Source organism: Larkinella harenae (genome assembly GCF_054780515.1).
This window is the reverse complement of sequence record NZ_BAAGWE010000002.1, coordinates 381201-396224: the sequence shown is the minus strand read 5'-3', so window position 1 is coordinate 396224 and position 15024 is coordinate 381201. Positions and strand designations below refer to the sequence as shown.

15 protein-coding genes are annotated in these 15024 nt (G+C 52.8%); 7 read left to right on the top strand and 8 right to left on the bottom strand.

The window, feature by feature from the left end; all coding sequences use genetic code 11:
• Positions 1-11 precede the first annotated feature (11 nt).
• The 3 genes from ACYVH9_RS13020 to ACYVH9_RS13010 all read left to right on the top strand — a co-directional run bounded on the left by ACYVH9_RS13020 (position 12) and on the right by ACYVH9_RS13010 (position 3162).
• A complete protein-coding gene (locus ACYVH9_RS13020) occupies positions 12-866 on the top strand; it encodes an MBL fold metallo-hydrolase (RefSeq protein WP_460636790.1) in 855 nt (284 codons plus the stop codon).
• A gap of 78 nt (positions 867-944) precedes the next feature.
• On the top strand, positions 945-2132 hold the full coding sequence (locus tag ACYVH9_RS13015) for an FG-GAP repeat domain-containing protein (protein WP_460636789.1): 1188 nt from the start codon (positions 945-947) through the stop codon (positions 2130-2132).
• Positions 2133-2217: 85 nt separating this feature from the next.
• Positions 2218-3162: a bifunctional helix-turn-helix transcriptional regulator/GNAT family N-acetyltransferase gene (locus ACYVH9_RS13010; RefSeq protein ID WP_460636788.1), complete on the top strand. Its 945-nt coding sequence runs from the start codon at positions 2218-2220 to the stop codon at positions 3160-3162.
• A 12-nt stretch (positions 3163-3174) separates the two neighbouring features.
• Here ACYVH9_RS13010 and ACYVH9_RS13005 read toward each other — a convergent pair whose 3' ends face one another.
• From ACYVH9_RS13005 to ACYVH9_RS12980, 6 genes are all read right to left on the bottom strand, one after another.
• Positions 3175-3522 carry a hypothetical protein gene (locus ACYVH9_RS13005; RefSeq protein ID WP_460636787.1) on the bottom strand — a complete coding sequence of 116 codons (348 nt, stop codon included), beginning with the start codon at positions 3520-3522 and terminating at the stop codon, positions 3175-3177.
• A 1-nt stretch (position 3523) separates the two neighbouring features.
• Positions 3524-3859, bottom strand: a complete 336-nt coding sequence (locus tag ACYVH9_RS13000; protein WP_460636786.1) for a hypothetical protein — start codon at positions 3857-3859, stop codon at positions 3524-3526.
• A gap of 41 nt (positions 3860-3900) precedes the next feature.
• Positions 3901-4239, bottom strand: coding sequence for a hypothetical protein (locus ACYVH9_RS12995; protein ID WP_460636785.1), 339 nt, complete (start codon positions 4237-4239; stop codon positions 3901-3903).
• 48 nt (positions 4240-4287) lie between these two features.
• A complete protein-coding gene (locus ACYVH9_RS12990; RefSeq protein ID WP_460636784.1) occupies positions 4288-4641 on the bottom strand; it encodes a hypothetical protein in 354 nt (117 codons plus the stop codon).
• A gap of 61 nt (positions 4642-4702) precedes the next feature.
• Positions 4703-5314 (bottom strand): hypothetical protein, encoded by a 612-nt coding sequence (locus tag ACYVH9_RS12985; RefSeq protein ID WP_460636783.1) that lies wholly within the window; start codon positions 5312-5314, stop codon positions 4703-4705.
• 27 nt (positions 5315-5341) lie between these two features.
• Entirely contained in the window at positions 5342-5677 is a 336-nt protein-coding gene (locus ACYVH9_RS12980) for a hypothetical protein (protein ID WP_460636782.1), read from the bottom strand.
• An 83-nt stretch (positions 5678-5760) separates the two neighbouring features.
• Between ACYVH9_RS12980 and arfB the strand changes: the two genes are divergently transcribed.
• Positions 5761-6162: an alternative ribosome rescue aminoacyl-tRNA hydrolase ArfB gene (gene arfB / locus ACYVH9_RS12975; RefSeq protein ID WP_460636781.1), complete on the top strand. Its 402-nt coding sequence runs from the start codon at positions 5761-5763 to the stop codon at positions 6160-6162.
• A gap of 32 nt (positions 6163-6194) precedes the next feature.
• Here the strand turns inward: arfB and ACYVH9_RS12970 are convergent, their stop codons facing one another.
• Positions 6195-7229, bottom strand: a complete 1035-nt coding sequence (locus ACYVH9_RS12970; protein ID WP_460636780.1) for a DUF3500 domain-containing protein — start codon at positions 7227-7229, stop codon at positions 6195-6197.
• 299 nt (positions 7230-7528) lie between these two features.
• Here ACYVH9_RS12970 and ACYVH9_RS12965 point away from each other — a divergent pair, with 299 nt between their 5' ends.
• The 3 genes from ACYVH9_RS12965 to ACYVH9_RS12955 all read left to right on the top strand — a co-directional run bounded on the left by ACYVH9_RS12965 (position 7529) and on the right by ACYVH9_RS12955 (position 14570).
• Entirely contained in the window at positions 7529-12451 is a 4923-nt protein-coding gene (locus ACYVH9_RS12965) for a glycoside hydrolase family 44 protein (protein WP_460636779.1), read from the top strand.
• Positions 12452-12616: 165 nt separating this feature from the next.
• Positions 12617-13822 carry a sensor histidine kinase gene (locus ACYVH9_RS12960; protein ID WP_460636778.1) on the top strand — a complete coding sequence of 402 codons (1206 nt, stop codon included), beginning with the start codon at positions 12617-12619 and terminating at the stop codon, positions 13820-13822.
• A complete protein-coding gene (locus ACYVH9_RS12955) occupies positions 13794-14570 on the top strand; it encodes a LytR/AlgR family response regulator transcription factor (protein ID WP_460636777.1) in 777 nt (258 codons plus the stop codon). The genes ACYVH9_RS12960 and ACYVH9_RS12955 overlap by 29 nt, the downstream gene beginning before the upstream one ends.
• 147 nt (positions 14571-14717) lie before the next feature.
• On the opposite strand, the gene ACYVH9_RS12950 is transcribed toward ACYVH9_RS12955, so the two are convergent.
• Positions 14718-14996, bottom strand: a complete 279-nt coding sequence (locus tag ACYVH9_RS12950) for a hypothetical protein (RefSeq protein ID WP_460636776.1) — start codon at positions 14994-14996, stop codon at positions 14718-14720.
• Between the last annotated feature and the right edge of the window lie 28 nt (positions 14997-15024).

Here is a 15024-nt window from a genome sequence, read left to right as displayed (position 1 = left end):
AATTAATGTAAATGAAGGAATTGATCCGTGCTTTTCAAAAAGATCGGGCCTTACTGGCCGATCTGGAAACCGCTCGTTCCCAGCCCGACCACTTGCATGTCTGGTGGCTTGGGCAGAGCGGTTTTTTACTCCGCTGGCAGAACCGAACGGTTTTGTTCGATCCGTACCTGTCCGATTCGTTGTCGGTTAAATACGCCGATACGGATAAGCCGCACGTCCGGATGGCGGAGCGGGTGATTGACCCGGCGCTTCTGACCGGTGTCGATGTGGTGACCTCCAGCCATAACCATACGGATCATCTGGATGCAGAAACGCTGCTTCCCCTGTTCAGGGCCAATCCATCCATTCAGTTGATTATTCCGGAGGCCAATCGAGAGTTTGTGGTTAATCGGTTGCAATGCGATCCGGCCTTTCCCCTGGGATTAAATGACGGTGAAACCATTGAGCGGGCAGGGTTTACCGTTCACGGCGTTCCGGCAGCTCATAACACCGTAGAACGCGATGCGCAAAACCGCTGCAAATTTATGGGTTTTGTGGTGCAGGCGGGGCCTTGGACAATCTATCACAGTGGCGATACCCTGTGGTATGATAGCCTGGTTGAGGTGCTAAAACCATTTCAGATTGACATTGCATTTTTGCCCATCAACGGCAATAAGCCCGAACGGCGTGTAGCCGGTAACCTGAATCCGGAAGAAGCCGCCCGGTTGGGCCGGGACATCGGGGCTCGTCTGGTTATTCCTCACCACTACCATTTATTTGAGTTCAACACGGAAGATCCCGCCAATTTCGTTCGGGAAGCCGAGCGTTACCAAACACCTTACAGGGTGTTGCAACTGGGTGAGCGCTGGAGCGGAAAAAAGGATTAAGCGCGAAAGGTTGACAATGGCCGGGCGAATGCCGAATATTGGCGAACGTCTATCTGCAAACCCTGCCTTTCTTCCGTAATGAAAAAAATAGCTGCTTTTCTGCTGCTTGTAGGACCTCTCTACGCCCAGAAACCCAACTTTAAAGTTCAGGTTGTTGACAACCAGATTGCTATTGGCTACGGTCTGGCCATCGGTGATGTCGATGGTGACCGAAAGCCGGATATTTTAATGGCGGACCAGAAAGAAATTGTCTGGTACCGCAATCCGGGTAAACCGGGCGATACCTGGGTGCGGCACGTAATGGCCCAGAACCTGACACCGCAGGATAACGTCTGTATTGCCGCCCGAGATATCGACGGTGATGGCAAAGTGGAGGTGGCTGTGGGGGCGGGTTGGAATCCCTCCGAGACCAACGATACCACCAAATCCGGGGCGGTTTTTTACCTCATTCGGCCCAACGATCCTACCCAGACCTGGGAAGCCGTTCGGTTGCATCACGAAATTACGACGCACCGGATGCGCTGGGCCCGAGTAGCCCCGAATCGCTATCAGTTGATTGTGGTTCCACTGCATGGTTTGGGAAATAAGAACGGGGAAGGACGGGGCGTCCGGATTCTGGGTTACGAAAAACCGCAAAATCCGCGTGATCCGTGGCCGATGCAATTGGTTGATTCAACCCTGCACTTAACGCATAATTTCGAAATCTGGGAAGATGGACCAGAGACCCGAATGTTGATTGGGAGCAAAGAAGGCGGCAAAACCGTTGCCTATCGGGATGGTAAATGGATGCCCGTGGAGCGCTGGATTGGGGCAGGCAATGGAATGGGGGAGGTGCGCCGGGGTTTTCAGCATGGTAAAATACCGTTCGTGGCGGCCGTCGAACCCATGCATGGCAACAAACTGGTGGTGTATAAAAACGGCCCCATTGCCGATGCACCGGATAAGCTGATGTACGGCGTGCAGCAGACACTGACGGAACAACTGAGCCAGGGCCACGCGCTGGCGTGTGGGGATTTTCTGAAGCTGGGTATCGAGCAGATTGCGGTAGGCTGGCGCAATCCCAATGCCGAAAAGAAGGTAGGCGTGCGGCTTTTTGTGCCGGATAAAACCCTTCATACCTGGCAGGAATATGTGCTGGACGATAGTGTGAGGATGGCAACCGAAGACCTGCTGGCGGCTGATCTGGACGGAGACGGCGATCTGGACCTGGTTGCGTCTGGTCGCGCTACGCTAAATGTCTTGATTTACTGGAACCAGCTCAAATAACTTTCTCCATAAATTTTCAGCTGAATTGCATTGTTGATCTATCTTTTGCAATTTTACGTAATTACTTACGTAAATAATAACGAAAATGGATTTGATGGCCCAATTAGGCCCTTTGGCATTTGGTAGTCGGCTAAGACGCCTGAGTGATTTGATCTCGAAACAGGCGTCGGCGGTTTATCAGTCGTTCGGGATTGATTTTGATCCTAAGTGGTTTACACTCTTTTACGTCCTGTCCCGGCAGTCGCCGTTGAGCGTTACGGAAATTGCGGATGAGCTTGGATTTTCGCATCCGGCTATCATTCAACTTGCCCGCGAGCTAGAACAGGCTGGATTAATCACTTCCGCCAAATCCGGGAAAGATAGCCGAAAACGGTTATTGTCGCTGAGTGAGAAGGGAATAGCGCTGCTGCCAGAGCTGGAGAAAATCTGGCAGGCCATCGACGAGCTCAACACCAAACTCATTGCCAGGCAACGGCACCACCTCATTCTGGCGATGGAAGAAATGGAGGAAACGCTGGCCGAACAGGATTACCTCACCCGCTTCAAAGCCTATTTTAAGACAAAACAGCTCGACGAAGTGGACATTCTGGAATTTAATCCGGCTTATCGCGAGCAATTCAAGCAATTGAACCTGGCCTGGATCGAAACGTACTTCAAGGTGGAAGATCCCGACATTCGCGCGCTGAGTGATCCGGAACATTACATTCTCGCCAGGGGTGGGCGTGTGTTTTTTGCACGATACCAGGGTGCTATTGTGGGTACGTGCGCGCTGCTGAAAGAAACCGAGGCCGTTTACGAACTGGCTAAAATGGCCGTATCGCCCGACGTTCAGGGAAAACAGATTGGCAAAAAGCTCTGCCTCCACGCCATTGAAGTAGCCCGGCAGTTGGGAGCTAAACGCATTTACCTGGAATCGAACACCCGTTTGACGCCCGCCCTGGAATTGTACCGTAAAGTGGGTTTTTACAAAGTCGAATCAACTCCGTCGCCGTACCAGCGTGCGAATATCAAGATGCAGCTCGACTTGTAAAACCGCTTGGATTTACGTCAATTGGTTGGAAATGGTGCGCAAAGCCGCAGCTACCCCTTCCAACTGCGAGGGCAATTCGCCTTCGGGGCCAACTTCCACGGCGAATTCCTGCGTGGTATCCGCTATTTCGTTCAAAAGATTCTGAACGCGGGCGGTATCAGGCGAATCCTGCGCTAACGTGTCGTTAAGTTCCGCCAGTTTCTGACCGAGCGGCTGGGTATTTTCTGACTGGCTCAGGACTTCGATCCACTGCTGCAACAGGCTCACACCTTTTTCGTGGGGTGGGTTAGGCTGTTCATGGCTGAGTGTTTCGATGGTGGTGTCCAGCAGGTCGGTGGCGTTTTCGAGTGTGTTGTTCATGTTAGAGAGAACTAGCGAGTGTCTGAATAGCGTTGGACAAATTTCGGAGCGGTTCCCGAAAATCGGACTCGTTGTTGGATGCCTGCACGTTTAACTGCTCCGACAAATCCAGCAAAATTGTTTTAACCGTTACCGGATCTGGATCTTCGCTTTCCAACTGGCTTTTCAATTCTTCAAGCGAGGTTACGACTTGCTGATTGGAGACGGAATCATCCAGCATTTCAAGCCAGTTGTTGATCAACGAAAGACCGTCGACCGGGACGATGCTGGTAACTCCGCCGTCGTTCAGTGCCGCGATGGTGGTATTAATGAGTTCGGTTGGTTGCTGAGTTGACATACTATTGGGGTCCGTGAAACGGTTTTAACAAATCAGGATGGTTATAATTGATTGCTGAAACTCCGTAGGGCAACAACGATTTGTTCCAGTTCATTGACCCACTGGTTCTCGCTGGATTGCGCCATCTGGGTGGTATTATCGGCCAGATCGTTTAAGAGTTGCTTGACCTGGTCGGTGTCAGGATTAGGCATCTGGAGTAATGAACGGAGTTGCATGAGCTGATCCAGGAGGTTGGTGCCTGGTTTGTCTTCCTGCACTATTTTGATCCAATTGTCAATGACCGAAGCGCCATCTTTAGGGCCTACGGTTTCGTTGTTTTCGCTCTTAAGCGTTTCAAGCGTTGCGTTGATGGTTTTTTGAGTCAATGCGTTTGATGGCATGGCTATAGAAGTTTAATGACGGTCTGATCGCGATCGGACCGTCGATAATTAGGCGAGTTGATTACCAAAATTTCGAAGCGCAACGGCCAGGCTGTCCAGCCGGTCGGGAAATTCTCCATCGGCTTTTCCGGCCCACTGTTCGGCCTGCTCGGCTAAGCCGAACAACAGGCTGCGAAGGTGAACATTGTCAAACTGAGGGCTTTCCAGCGCTGTTTTTAATTTTTGTAAGGTATTGGCTACATTGTCGGCTTCCGACGTTTTCAGGGAACGCAGCCAGTCATCAATCAGTGAAATGCCATCCTGCGGTGATGTTTGCAGCGGGCCACCGTCGAATGATTCCATCGTCGCATCGATCAGTGTCTTGGCGGTAGCGTGCGGAACCTGTGAATGTTGATGTGCCATACGAAAAGTGTTTGCCGATTAACAATACGGTTTTTAAAAAACTGACAATTCCGGAGAAAGTTTAGATTTGGCGCGTTTCGCCACCCCCTTCGCCAGTGGATCCACGGACGTTGCGGGAATCGGCAGGGGCGCTCCCAGCCGCACTGGATGCTCCGGTACCGGAGCCACCGCCCGTAGCGCCCCCACCGGGCACCGCGCCTTCAGTACCCGTATCACTGGTTGCGGGTATAGCCGGATTAACGCCGGGGTTGCCGGCGGCACTACCCGTTCCGGTTTGGGTAAATAGCTGAGCGCGACCGTGCTTGTCGGCCAGGTTGCCCGTTTCCCCCGCAATCACCTTCCCGAAGTCCCGCAGGGTTTGTACGAGTGAATCCAGTTGCTGTTTGATTTTGTCATCATCCGCCGATTGAGCGACCTGTTCGGTTTGCTCCGCCAGCTGATCGAGTAGAGCTCTGATCTGACCCGTATCGGTATCACCTGCCATGAGTTGGCTCTTCAGCTCGCTGAGGGTATCCGCAAGGGGGTCGGTGCTGGCTCCGGCATCTTCACTGCGAAGCGCGCTTAGCCAGTGATCAATCAGGGAAATACCGTCCGTTGGAGAAACCGATGTCGTATCGCTGTTAAATGTATTGACGGTCGAATGAATAAGATTGACTGCTTGTTGATTTGCCATTGGGTTAGTTATTAAACGTTTCGGGGATTATTTGGCCATGGCCGTGCTGAAATCGTTGAGGTTTTCAACCAGTTGGTTTAGCGCATTCCGTTGATCACCTGTTGCATTCTGGGCCACAACGGCGGTTTGGTTGGCGAGGTCTTTTAAGAGCAACTGAATGGATACCATATCGTCGGTATCCAGCGCATCACGGAGTTGCTCCAGCGTGGGAACAACCGATTTCCATTCTGGCTGCGTTCGTAAAATCACGATCCAATCCTCCACTAAATTAACGCCAGTTGCCGTGGTCGACGACGGTGCCCCACCACCCAGCGCGGAGTTGGTGTCATCGAGCATCGTGTCGATTTTTTCATGATGTGCCATAACATAATCTGTTTTTTTGCGTATAAGGACCAACCGTTGGTCCTTCTTATTGTTCGTATCTTTGTAATGTTTTTAGCCAAATTATGGACCCAACACAGCTTTATCCCGAATTGCAGTTTCAGTTTGCCCGAAGTGGGGGCAAGGGCGGGCAGAATGTGAACAAGGTGGCCTCCAAAGCCGAACTTTATTTCGACATTCCGAACTCAACGGTTTTAAAGGATGAAGAAAAGACGGTTTTGCTCGACAAATTGCGCAACAAACTTACATCGGAAGGGGTGCTGGTGCTGTACCACCAGACCGAGCGGTCGCAGCTGGCCAACCGGGATAAGGTAACCGAGAAATTCTACCAGCTCATTCGCAAGGCGTTCGAAAAGCCCAAGCCCCGGAAAGCCACCAGGCCCACCAAAGCGTCGGTGGAGGAACGAAAGCAGGAAAAGCAACGCCGGGGTGACGTAAAGGCCGGGCGTAAAAAAGTGGATTATTGAAAACGAACCCGCTGAAATGGGGCCGTCTACGGTTATTTGTGCTGGGCCTTGTAGTGTTCGGCCAGAATGTCTTCGCCAAAGTCGTTGGTTAAATCCCGAACGACCGAGTGGACGTGGTTGGCATTATTCTGTGAGTTGTCGTATTCAATCAGCAGCGTGGGGCCATGAATCCGGTAGTAATGCCCTTTTCCGGGACCGTACCCCGTTTGCCGGTCGCCCGCCCAGGCAAACACCAGCTTGTCCAGTCCTACTTTTTTCAGCTTATCCATTTGCTGGTTTTTCAGCGTGACGTGGTAGTTGTTGAGGTAGGCTTCCAGCAGTGAAAGAAAGGTTTTTTGCTGGCTTTCAGTCATTTGGCCTAGCGCGATGCCCTCCATTTTTTCAATAGACGCTTTGCGGGTATTGGTTGTTGCGATGTCGTTGGGACACGTTTCGCTGATCAGCGCCTTGGTCAGTTGGTCGCTGTTGAGCGAGTTGACCAGGGCAAACGCCAGCGCTTCTTCCTGTTTCAGAATCTGGCGGCCCTTTTGCGGTACATCCGCCCGCACAACCCCCGGATTGCTGCCCAGAAACGTGGGGGTCATGCCGATGATTTTACCGGTTAGCGATGAAAAATGCAGCGACAGGTGATGCCCGTCGATTCGCCAGCCCCAGGGATTTTTGTCGGATACATCGCCAAATACCGAAAACGAATAATTCTCCGGATCGCGGTAGGTATCGTTGGGTGGGCGGTTTTCGATCACCCGCAGTACATTTTCGAGGTCGATGATGGACGTGACTTTCTCGTAACCCTGCTCGCTCAATGCCGTTTTGAGCAGCGCCATCGCAGCTTTCTGTTGTTCCGGCTTCATTTGCTTCAGCGGCAAACCGTTGCGTTTCCGGGGAATATAATGCCAGTCGAACCGTTCCTCGCTGTCGAACGGAAAAACCGCTCGTTTGCGCTGGTCGGCATCGAGACTTTTCACGAACGTTTGTACGGCTGCGGCCATTTCCTTGCTGATGGGGTCGCGGGCGGATAATGGAAAAGCAAGTAAACCGCCTAGCAGGAAAATCAGGTACTTTTTCATGAGGTTGTAGGAATTTGAAAGGGAAGGTAAGGAAATTTGCCGGTTATCGACTGTGGTTTCTACCAAAAACCGTCCGAAAACCGTTCGGCAACCATCCCAATCGGTTCAGCCGCTTCTGCCTGCTTTTTAAATAATAGAACATCCACTTCGTCCCGTTGTATTTACAAATTTGAAAAGGGATTGGTTGCTTTGTCTGATAATTCGCCTTTTGACATGTTTGTTTGCTCCTGCATTCCGAACGTGCAAACGGTAGTCATCAATCACCAAAATACCATCACTATATTTAAACAATTACCATCGTGCAACGATCAGTAAACAACAATCGGGCAGGAACAACCCTGTCTCGAACGCTCACTTTATGGTGGAAACTCCCGTTTGTGGGTTTCCTCTGGATGCTTTTAGGAGCCCATTCGTACGGGCAAACCCGGGTCAATTTTACCATCAATCCGCAGAACGGCCGAAAAGCCATCAGTCCGCTCGTTTACGGTACCAATGATGTATACCCGCACGCGCCCGCCAAGCGCTTCGGCGGAAACCGGACTACCAATTACAACTGGGAAAATAATGCGTCGAACGCCGGTCGGGACTGGTTTTACAGCAACGATCCGTACGTGCCCTGGCAGCAGGGTGTTCCTGAGCAGGACTACGACGTTCCGGGGGCGGCTATAGCCGCGTTTCACCGCCGGTCGCTGGCCCAAAATGCGTATTCATTAATTACACTGCCGATGGCGAAGTACGTGGCCAAGGATAAAAATGGAGCTGTTCCGCCGGAACAGGCCCCGCCATCTATTCGGTGGGCCAACGTAAAATACCGGAAACCCAATCCCTTTACACTGCTGCCGGATGTCAATGATGACAATGTGTACGTTGACGAAGAAATCAATTTTCTGCACCATACTTTTGGGAAAAGCGATAGCCCGACGGGCGTTCGCGGGTATGCACTCGACAACGAACCGGGTCTGTGGTTTTACACCCACGATCAACTGTGGGGAACTACGGGCGTTACCGTTCGGTATTTGATGGACAACTCGTTCGAACTTGCGCAGCGCATCAAGGAGATGGACCCCACCGCGGAGGTGTTTGGTCCGGCATCGTTTGGGGTCTCCGAATTTGAAAACCTGCAATTTGCCCCCGACTGGAACCAGGAGCGGGGTAATTATCCCATTTTTCTGGATTTGTACCTGGGCCGGATGAAGCAGAAAAGCGAAGAAGTGGGTAAACGGTTGCTGGATGCGATGGCGGTGCACTGGTATCCGGAAGAGAGAAGAGACGGTTTGCGCCCCACCGACAACCTGACTGATTATGCCAGCAATGCGGCCCGAATGGCCATGACGCGTTCGCTCTGGGACCCTAATTACCTGGAAGGGACATTCATCAGTGATGAACCCGATAAGCGAGCACATTTCCTGCCTTTTGTCCCGAAAATGCACCAGCATATTGCGCAGTATTACCCCGGCACGAAACTGGCGATTACCGAATACAGCTACATGGGACTCAAGCACGCGTCCGGCGGTATTGCGCAGGCCGATGCGCTCGGTATTTTCGGCAAGCAAGGCGTTTACCTGGCCACGTACTGGGGCGGAGTGGTCGATTTCATCAAAGCCGGGTTTGATCTCTACCGGAATTACGACGGGCAGGGCGGGCATTTTGGTGATACCTCGGTTGAATCAGGCACCAGCGATTGGGATAACACCTCGGTTTTTGCGTCCATCAACGGGAATGACGATTCAAAGCTGCACGTCGTGGCGCTCAGCAAAAACCAGGATGGTCCCATAACGACCACGATTACCATTAACGGCAACCGGCAATACCGGAGCGCTCAGGTATGGGGCTTTGATAATGGCAGTTCGACGCTCAAAAAAATGCGCAGCGTTCGGGTGATTACTAACAACACCTTTGAATACGTGCTGCCACCGACCACGGCCTGCCATTTCGTTTTTTCCGAAGAAAACATTGCCATTCACCCGGATATTGAAAACCTGCAACTGAGCTCAACGGTGGGGTATTCTGACGGAACGGCAACCTTTGTGGTTTCGGCAACGGTTACCGACGGCGATAATAATATAACGAGTGTGAAAGCCGATCTGAGCCAGGTTGGGGGCGGCAATGCCATTGAATTGACCAGCGTCTCGTCTGAAGCGAATGTGTATCGGCTACAGGTCCAGATTCCGGAAGGCACACCTGCCGGGTTGAAGTCCATCCGACTCACCGCAACGGATGCCGACGGAAATACCGCTGAGGAAAGTGTGGCGTACCGGATCATCAAACGGACGGTTCCGACGGTGCTCTGGGATGGCGATGAGATTCGGAAAGGGGTTGGTAGCTCGCAGTATGATGCCCGTGATCAGGTAGCCGCCCAACATGCCCGAATCCACCGGTCGGAAACCGGGGGGCAGCAGCAACCGGGGAGCCTGTTTATGCACTTCGAACACGGTCCTAATCTGTACAACACGATGACGTGGCGCTGGACCGACCACGAAAATCCCGCCGATGCCCGCAATATCAGTGAGTTTGGCGCGCTCGAATTTTACCTGAAATCCAACGCGCCGGATAACGCCGATCTTGAGGTGAGTCTGCGGGATGCCACGGCCAGCCTGCACACGTCGAAAAGCGTCTGGCTGAAGCAGGACGGCTACATCGGTTCGCTGAACAGCAACGGGTACATGCGGGTGAAAATACCGTTGTCGGTGCTGAAAGGTGATTCGCAGATTGATTTGGAACAGATCTGGCAATTGAATTTCAACTGCAATACCGCCCGGAAAGGGTTTGATGTCTGGATTGATGATGTGCGGGTGTTGCCGTACTCCAACCCGGTACTCCAGCCGGTGATTCAGGAAGCCGCCGTGACGCCCACCGCCGGATATGCCAACGGTAGCACTACGGTGACGGTCAAAGCCCAGGTGGCTGATCCGGACAACAACGTTCAGCGCGTAACCGTTGACCTGTCACCACTCGGGCTGGCCAACAACCAGGCCATGACGCTGGAAAACGGGCAATATACGGTTACCGTAACCATTCCGCAGGGCATTGCCAAGGGGGACAAACAACTGAACATTTCGGCGGTGGATGCCGACGGAAACTCTGCCGACGGTTTTGCCACGTTCACGGTTCGCGAGCTGGCGAGCTCGCTGGTGCTGTGGGACGGTGATGTGGTCAACACGGGCCGACCGGAAACGCTGAATGGTGTAACGACCTGCGTGGTTGACGACGCCAACGGCCATCAGGCACCGAAAAGTATGAAGCTGCATTTTGACATGGCCGACAACGGTTTTGCGGCTGCGGTCTGGGACTGGAGCGTAGGAGCAGGCGACGAGGCCATCAAAGACCTGAGTCAGAAAGGATATATCTCGTTCTATGTAAAAGTGGCGAATCCGGGCGAAGCGTTTGATTTTCAGGTTCTGCTGAAGGACCGGTTTGCCGCCAGTACGTCGCCAGTGGCGGTGCGGGGTGGAAAATACCTGAACGCTTTTTCGACGGAGTATCAATTGGTTCGGATTCCGATGAGCGCGTTGCTGGCGGGCGATAAAATCGATACCAAGCAGGTGACCCGCATCGGCTTCCTGTCGACCGGCCTGGACAGGGCCTACGATTTTTGGGTCGATGATATTGAAGCCGGGGGCAGCAACCTGGCCGATGTGAAGTTCACGACGCAAAACGCGGCTTGCGGAGCAACGGGCAGCATTCGGGTAGTTTCAATCAATGGGAGCGACAACGTTTCGGCCTATACCTTCTATCTCGATAATGTAGTCAACCCAGCGGGTGCAAACGTGGCGGTTTTCAACAACCTGGCTGCGGGTAAATACAACCTGCGGATCGATGGTCCTGACGGGTTTGTGCATTACGAAAACGTAACCGTTGATGGAACGGTAAATCCGCTGCGAGCATCCATCGTTCAAAACAATACAACCCTGGATTTGACGGTTTCGGGAGGTAGTGGCTCGTACGAGTATCGGTGGTCGAATGGCAGTACCAGCGAGGATTTAGCGAATGCAACGCCGGGTGCTTACAGCGTGCGGGTTACCGATCGGGAAAGCGGCTGTACAGTGGAAGCTTCCATTCTGGCTACCGGCAGCACGGCCAACGCGGATTTTGTGGTCACCGACGCGACGTGTAAACCCAACGGCAGCATTCTGGTCCAGAACGTAACGGGTTCGGCCGGAAACACCCGGTACTTTATCAACGGAAATCCCAACCCGGCGGGTGCCGACAAACCGTTGTTCAGCGAGCTGGCTGCGGGCGACTACGAGATTGTGATCACGGGCGATGGCAACTTCCGGTTTGCCAAAACTATTTCGGTGCAGGACAAAGGCGAAAAACCGGTCGTAAATGCGGATATTTCCGTAGAAAACGGCAAAAATTACATCAACCTGAACGTCACGGGCGGCAGTGGTATTTACCTCTATAAATGGTCGGAAGGCTCCGAGACGCAGAATTTGTGGGAGGTTCCCGAAGGAACGTATGAGGTGGAGGTCACCGACGCGGCAACGGGCTGCAGCACCCGAGCTTCGTTTACAGTGGGTACTTCCGGTATTGAAATCAGCAAGGAAAACCCGAGTTGCGCACCCAATGGTAAAATCCACGTGACGGAAGTGAGGGGATCAACTGGCAACCACAAGTTCTACATCAACGATCAGCCGAACCCGGCGGGGATTGGTAATCCGGAATTCAGTGGACTGGCCGCTGGTCGATACCGTATCAAAGTGGAGGGTGATAACGGTTGGGTAGTAGAAAAAGAAGTCGAACTGGACGGATCCGGGGAAGCGCCGGTTGTTACGGCGAATGTCAGTTACCTGAACGGCAAAGGCTACATTAACCTGAATGTTGCGGGCGGCAGCGGTATTTATTCGTACGACTGGTCAAACGGCGCGACAACGCTGAATATCTGGGAAGTTCCGGCGGGTACGTATTCGGTGGTCGTGACGGATCTGGTTAGCCAGTGTAAAACCACTTATTCGGCTACGCTGAACGACGAAAGCGAACAGATCATGATTTATCCGAACCCGGCTGTTGGGCAGGAAAACGTACTGGTTCGCTTCAACTTTGTGGACACCCAGATTCGAAAAGTAATCCTGAAAGACCATATTGGGGCGGTTGTGTACGAGGGCGATGTGGCCGAAGGAGCCACCGAAATTACCGTTCCCGTTCGCGGTCTCCGAACCGGTACCTACCTGGTGATGCTGGAAGGGAAGAAGGTCATCACAAAGCACCTGATTATTCAGTAATTTAGTTTCTTCCTACGTCCAATTGGTCACAAGGCTGCCTCCCCGGGCAGCCTTGTGTTCGTTTTTTGACACATGAAACCTGATAAAAGACGGTTCATCGATTTGGGACTGTGTGACCGTTGCAAAAACGCTACCTTACCAGGGTGTAATGCCTATTGCCAGAAGATGAAATTGCTGATCGACCGAATTTTACAGGCCTCGGGGCTACCGATGACATCCCGTCAGTTCTGGCGGTATAGTTTTTTGTATTGGAGTTTCTTCTCGCTGATCTGGTATTGCCAGGCTACCATGGTCTGGGTGCTGACGCCCAACAGCCGGATGTACGTTACCGAAGCCCTGTACTGGCTGATCGAGCTTCTGTTCTGGTGGGGTGCCACTCCGCTGATCATTGCGAGTGCCCAGCGGTTTTCGCTGTTGAGGAAGCAGAGCGTCAGCCGTTTTGTGGGGCAACTGTTGACGCACGTACTGATGGCCGCGTTGCTATATGGGGCGGAGCTGGTGATTGAACACCTGTTGCTGGGCTCCGCCATTGCTTACGAACAGGGGCGCACGGTTACGGTTCGAAAGGTGATGCTGGTGTTTTTTCTGAGCTTCGGGACGGCTTTTTCGCAGTATATGTTGCTGGTGGTCTGTTACAACGTCCTGACCTACGTCTACAAGCTACAGTCGTTGAAGCAGCAACATTTACAGGCTGAGCTAATCAACGAACAACTCAAAAGCCAGTTGGCGAATGCGCAGCTCCAGGCCTTGAAAATGCAGTTGAATCCCCACTTTCTGTTCAATACGCTGCATACAGTGGTCAGCCTGATGTTGCGAAACCAGCCGCGCCGGGCGGTTTTGATGGTGACCACCCTGAGCGATTTGCTCCGGAATGTACTGGTTCGGCAGCAGGCCAATTTCCTGACCCTGCGTGATGAACTGAAACTGACGCAGCAGTACCTGGCTATTCAGCAAATCCGGTTTGAAGACCGGCTGACGGTGGAATACGTCGTAGCGCCCGATGCGGAAGAATGTTTTTTGCCACAACTCATTTTGCAGCCCCTCGTCGAAAACGCCATTACCCACGGTATTGCCGACATGACCGAAGGTGCATTCATCCGTATTTCGGCGCAACGGCTTGACACTGAGCAGGTGGTGGTAGAGGTGTTTGACAACGGTCGGGGGCAGGATCACCCAGCCGATACGTCGGGAACGGGCCTGGGACTCTCCAATACGCTTTCCCGGTTGCAGAATGCCTACGGCGATCAAGCCCAGTTGCTATTTGAGCAGCCCCCCGGTGGCACCACCACCGTTCGCTTATGCATTCCCTGTCGTTGTACGTTGGTTAACGCATCTGTTGCCTATGAATCCGTATCGCACGCTCATCATTGATGATGAACTGGCTGCCCGCGAGGTGATTCGTGCCTTGCTGGCTAACAACCCGCAGCTGCAAGTGGTCGACGAGGCCACCAACGGGATTGAGGCCGTCCAGAAAATCCTGCTTCACCGGCCGCAGCTTATTTTTCTCGATATTCAGATGCCCCGGCTCGACGGTTTTAGCGTGTTACGACAGGTCTGGCCCGACCATCAGCCGACCGTCGTGTTCACGACGGCCTACGACCAGTACGCCCTGCAAGCTTTCGAGGTAAATGCCATTGACTACCTGCTTAAACCGTTCGATGATATCCGGTTCGGGCAGGCACTGGTGCGGGCCATCGAGCGACTCAACGGACAGAATCAACCTAAAATGGAAGCACTGCTTACGCACCTGCTCAATAGCCAGCCCCCGCCCCCAACGCGCGATTTCCTGTCGCGGATTCTGATCAAGGAGCAGGGACGCATGTATTTTGTGGATTTAAAGGACGTGGAGTATCTGGACGCGGACGGCAATTACGTAACACTGCACACGGCTACCGGCCGGCACATCTTATACGATAGCCTGACCAAGCTCGAATCCCGGCTGGATCCGAACCAGTTTGTGCGGATTCACCGCTCCCACATAGTTAATCTGGCTTACATTCAGGAGGTAGAAACGCACTTCAACGGCGACTACATCGTGCGCCTGAAAATGGGTCATGTTCTCAAATGGACCCGCAGCTACCGCGACCGCATTCAGGCGTTCCTGAACCAGGCGGGGTGAAGAGACGGGGCTATTTGTGAATGATGTTCCTAAGATTTATATTTAGAAATCATCTTGACCCTGTCTTTCCTCGTTATGTCTAATCTGGTGAAAGCTCTTGTTTCAGGAGTCGGTTATTGCCTGACCCACGAAAAAGCCGTCCCCATTCTACAGACCGCACTGAACGTACCAACGGTTGGTGTGGCTACTGAAATCGGCCTGGGATTGATCAATGCCATCGCACCCAATTTTGCCCACCAGTTTACCTGTGATCTCAGCTATCAGAAACTTCGGGAACGGTTTGCACACCCGTCCGAACTGAACCATAACCTCGAAAAGCTTCTGAAAGAGGCCACCGTTCGCTCCGTCGGATTTATCAAACGGCTGTATCTGGATCAGTTGGGGCAGGAAACCGATCTGCCGCTGCTGGAGAAATACTTCCGACAAAACCCGGTTCGCCGGACGGAGGAGGTAC

Coding starts and splice junctions, on each gene's coding strand:
- ACYVH9_RS13020 (WP_460636790.1), top strand. CDS start 12: ATGAAGGAATTGATCCGTGCTTTTCAAAAAGATCGGGCCTTACTGGCC.
- ACYVH9_RS13015 (WP_460636789.1), top strand. CDS start 945: ATGAAAAAAATAGCTGCTTTTCTGCTGCTTGTAGGACCTCTCTACGCC.
- ACYVH9_RS13010 (WP_460636788.1), top strand. CDS start 2,218: ATGGATTTGATGGCCCAATTAGGCCCTTTGGCATTTGGTAGTCGGCTA.
- ACYVH9_RS13005 (WP_460636787.1), bottom strand. CDS start 3,522: ATGAACAACACACTCGAAAACGCCACCGACCTGCTGGACACCACCATC.
- ACYVH9_RS13000 (WP_460636786.1), bottom strand. CDS start 3,859: ATGTCAACTCAGCAACCAACCGAACTCATTAATACCACCATCGCGGCA.
- ACYVH9_RS12995 (WP_460636785.1), bottom strand. CDS start 4,239: ATGCCATCAAACGCATTGACTCAAAAAACCATCAACGCAACGCTTGAA.
- ACYVH9_RS12990 (WP_460636784.1), bottom strand. CDS start 4,641: ATGGCACATCAACATTCACAGGTTCCGCACGCTACCGCCAAGACACTG.
- ACYVH9_RS12985 (WP_460636783.1), bottom strand. CDS start 5,314: ATGGCAAATCAACAAGCAGTCAATCTTATTCATTCGACCGTCAATACA.
- ACYVH9_RS12980 (WP_460636782.1), bottom strand. CDS start 5,677: ATGGCACATCATGAAAAAATCGACACGATGCTCGATGACACCAACTCC.
- arfB (WP_460636781.1), top strand. CDS start 5,761: ATGGACCCAACACAGCTTTATCCCGAATTGCAGTTTCAGTTTGCCCGA.
- ACYVH9_RS12970 (WP_460636780.1), bottom strand. CDS start 7,229: ATGAAAAAGTACCTGATTTTCCTGCTAGGCGGTTTACTTGCTTTTCCA.
- ACYVH9_RS12960 (WP_460636778.1), top strand. CDS start 12,617: ATGAAATTGCTGATCGACCGAATTTTACAGGCCTCGGGGCTACCGATG.
- ACYVH9_RS12955 (WP_460636777.1), top strand. CDS start 13,794: ATGAATCCGTATCGCACGCTCATCATTGATGATGAACTGGCTGCCCGC.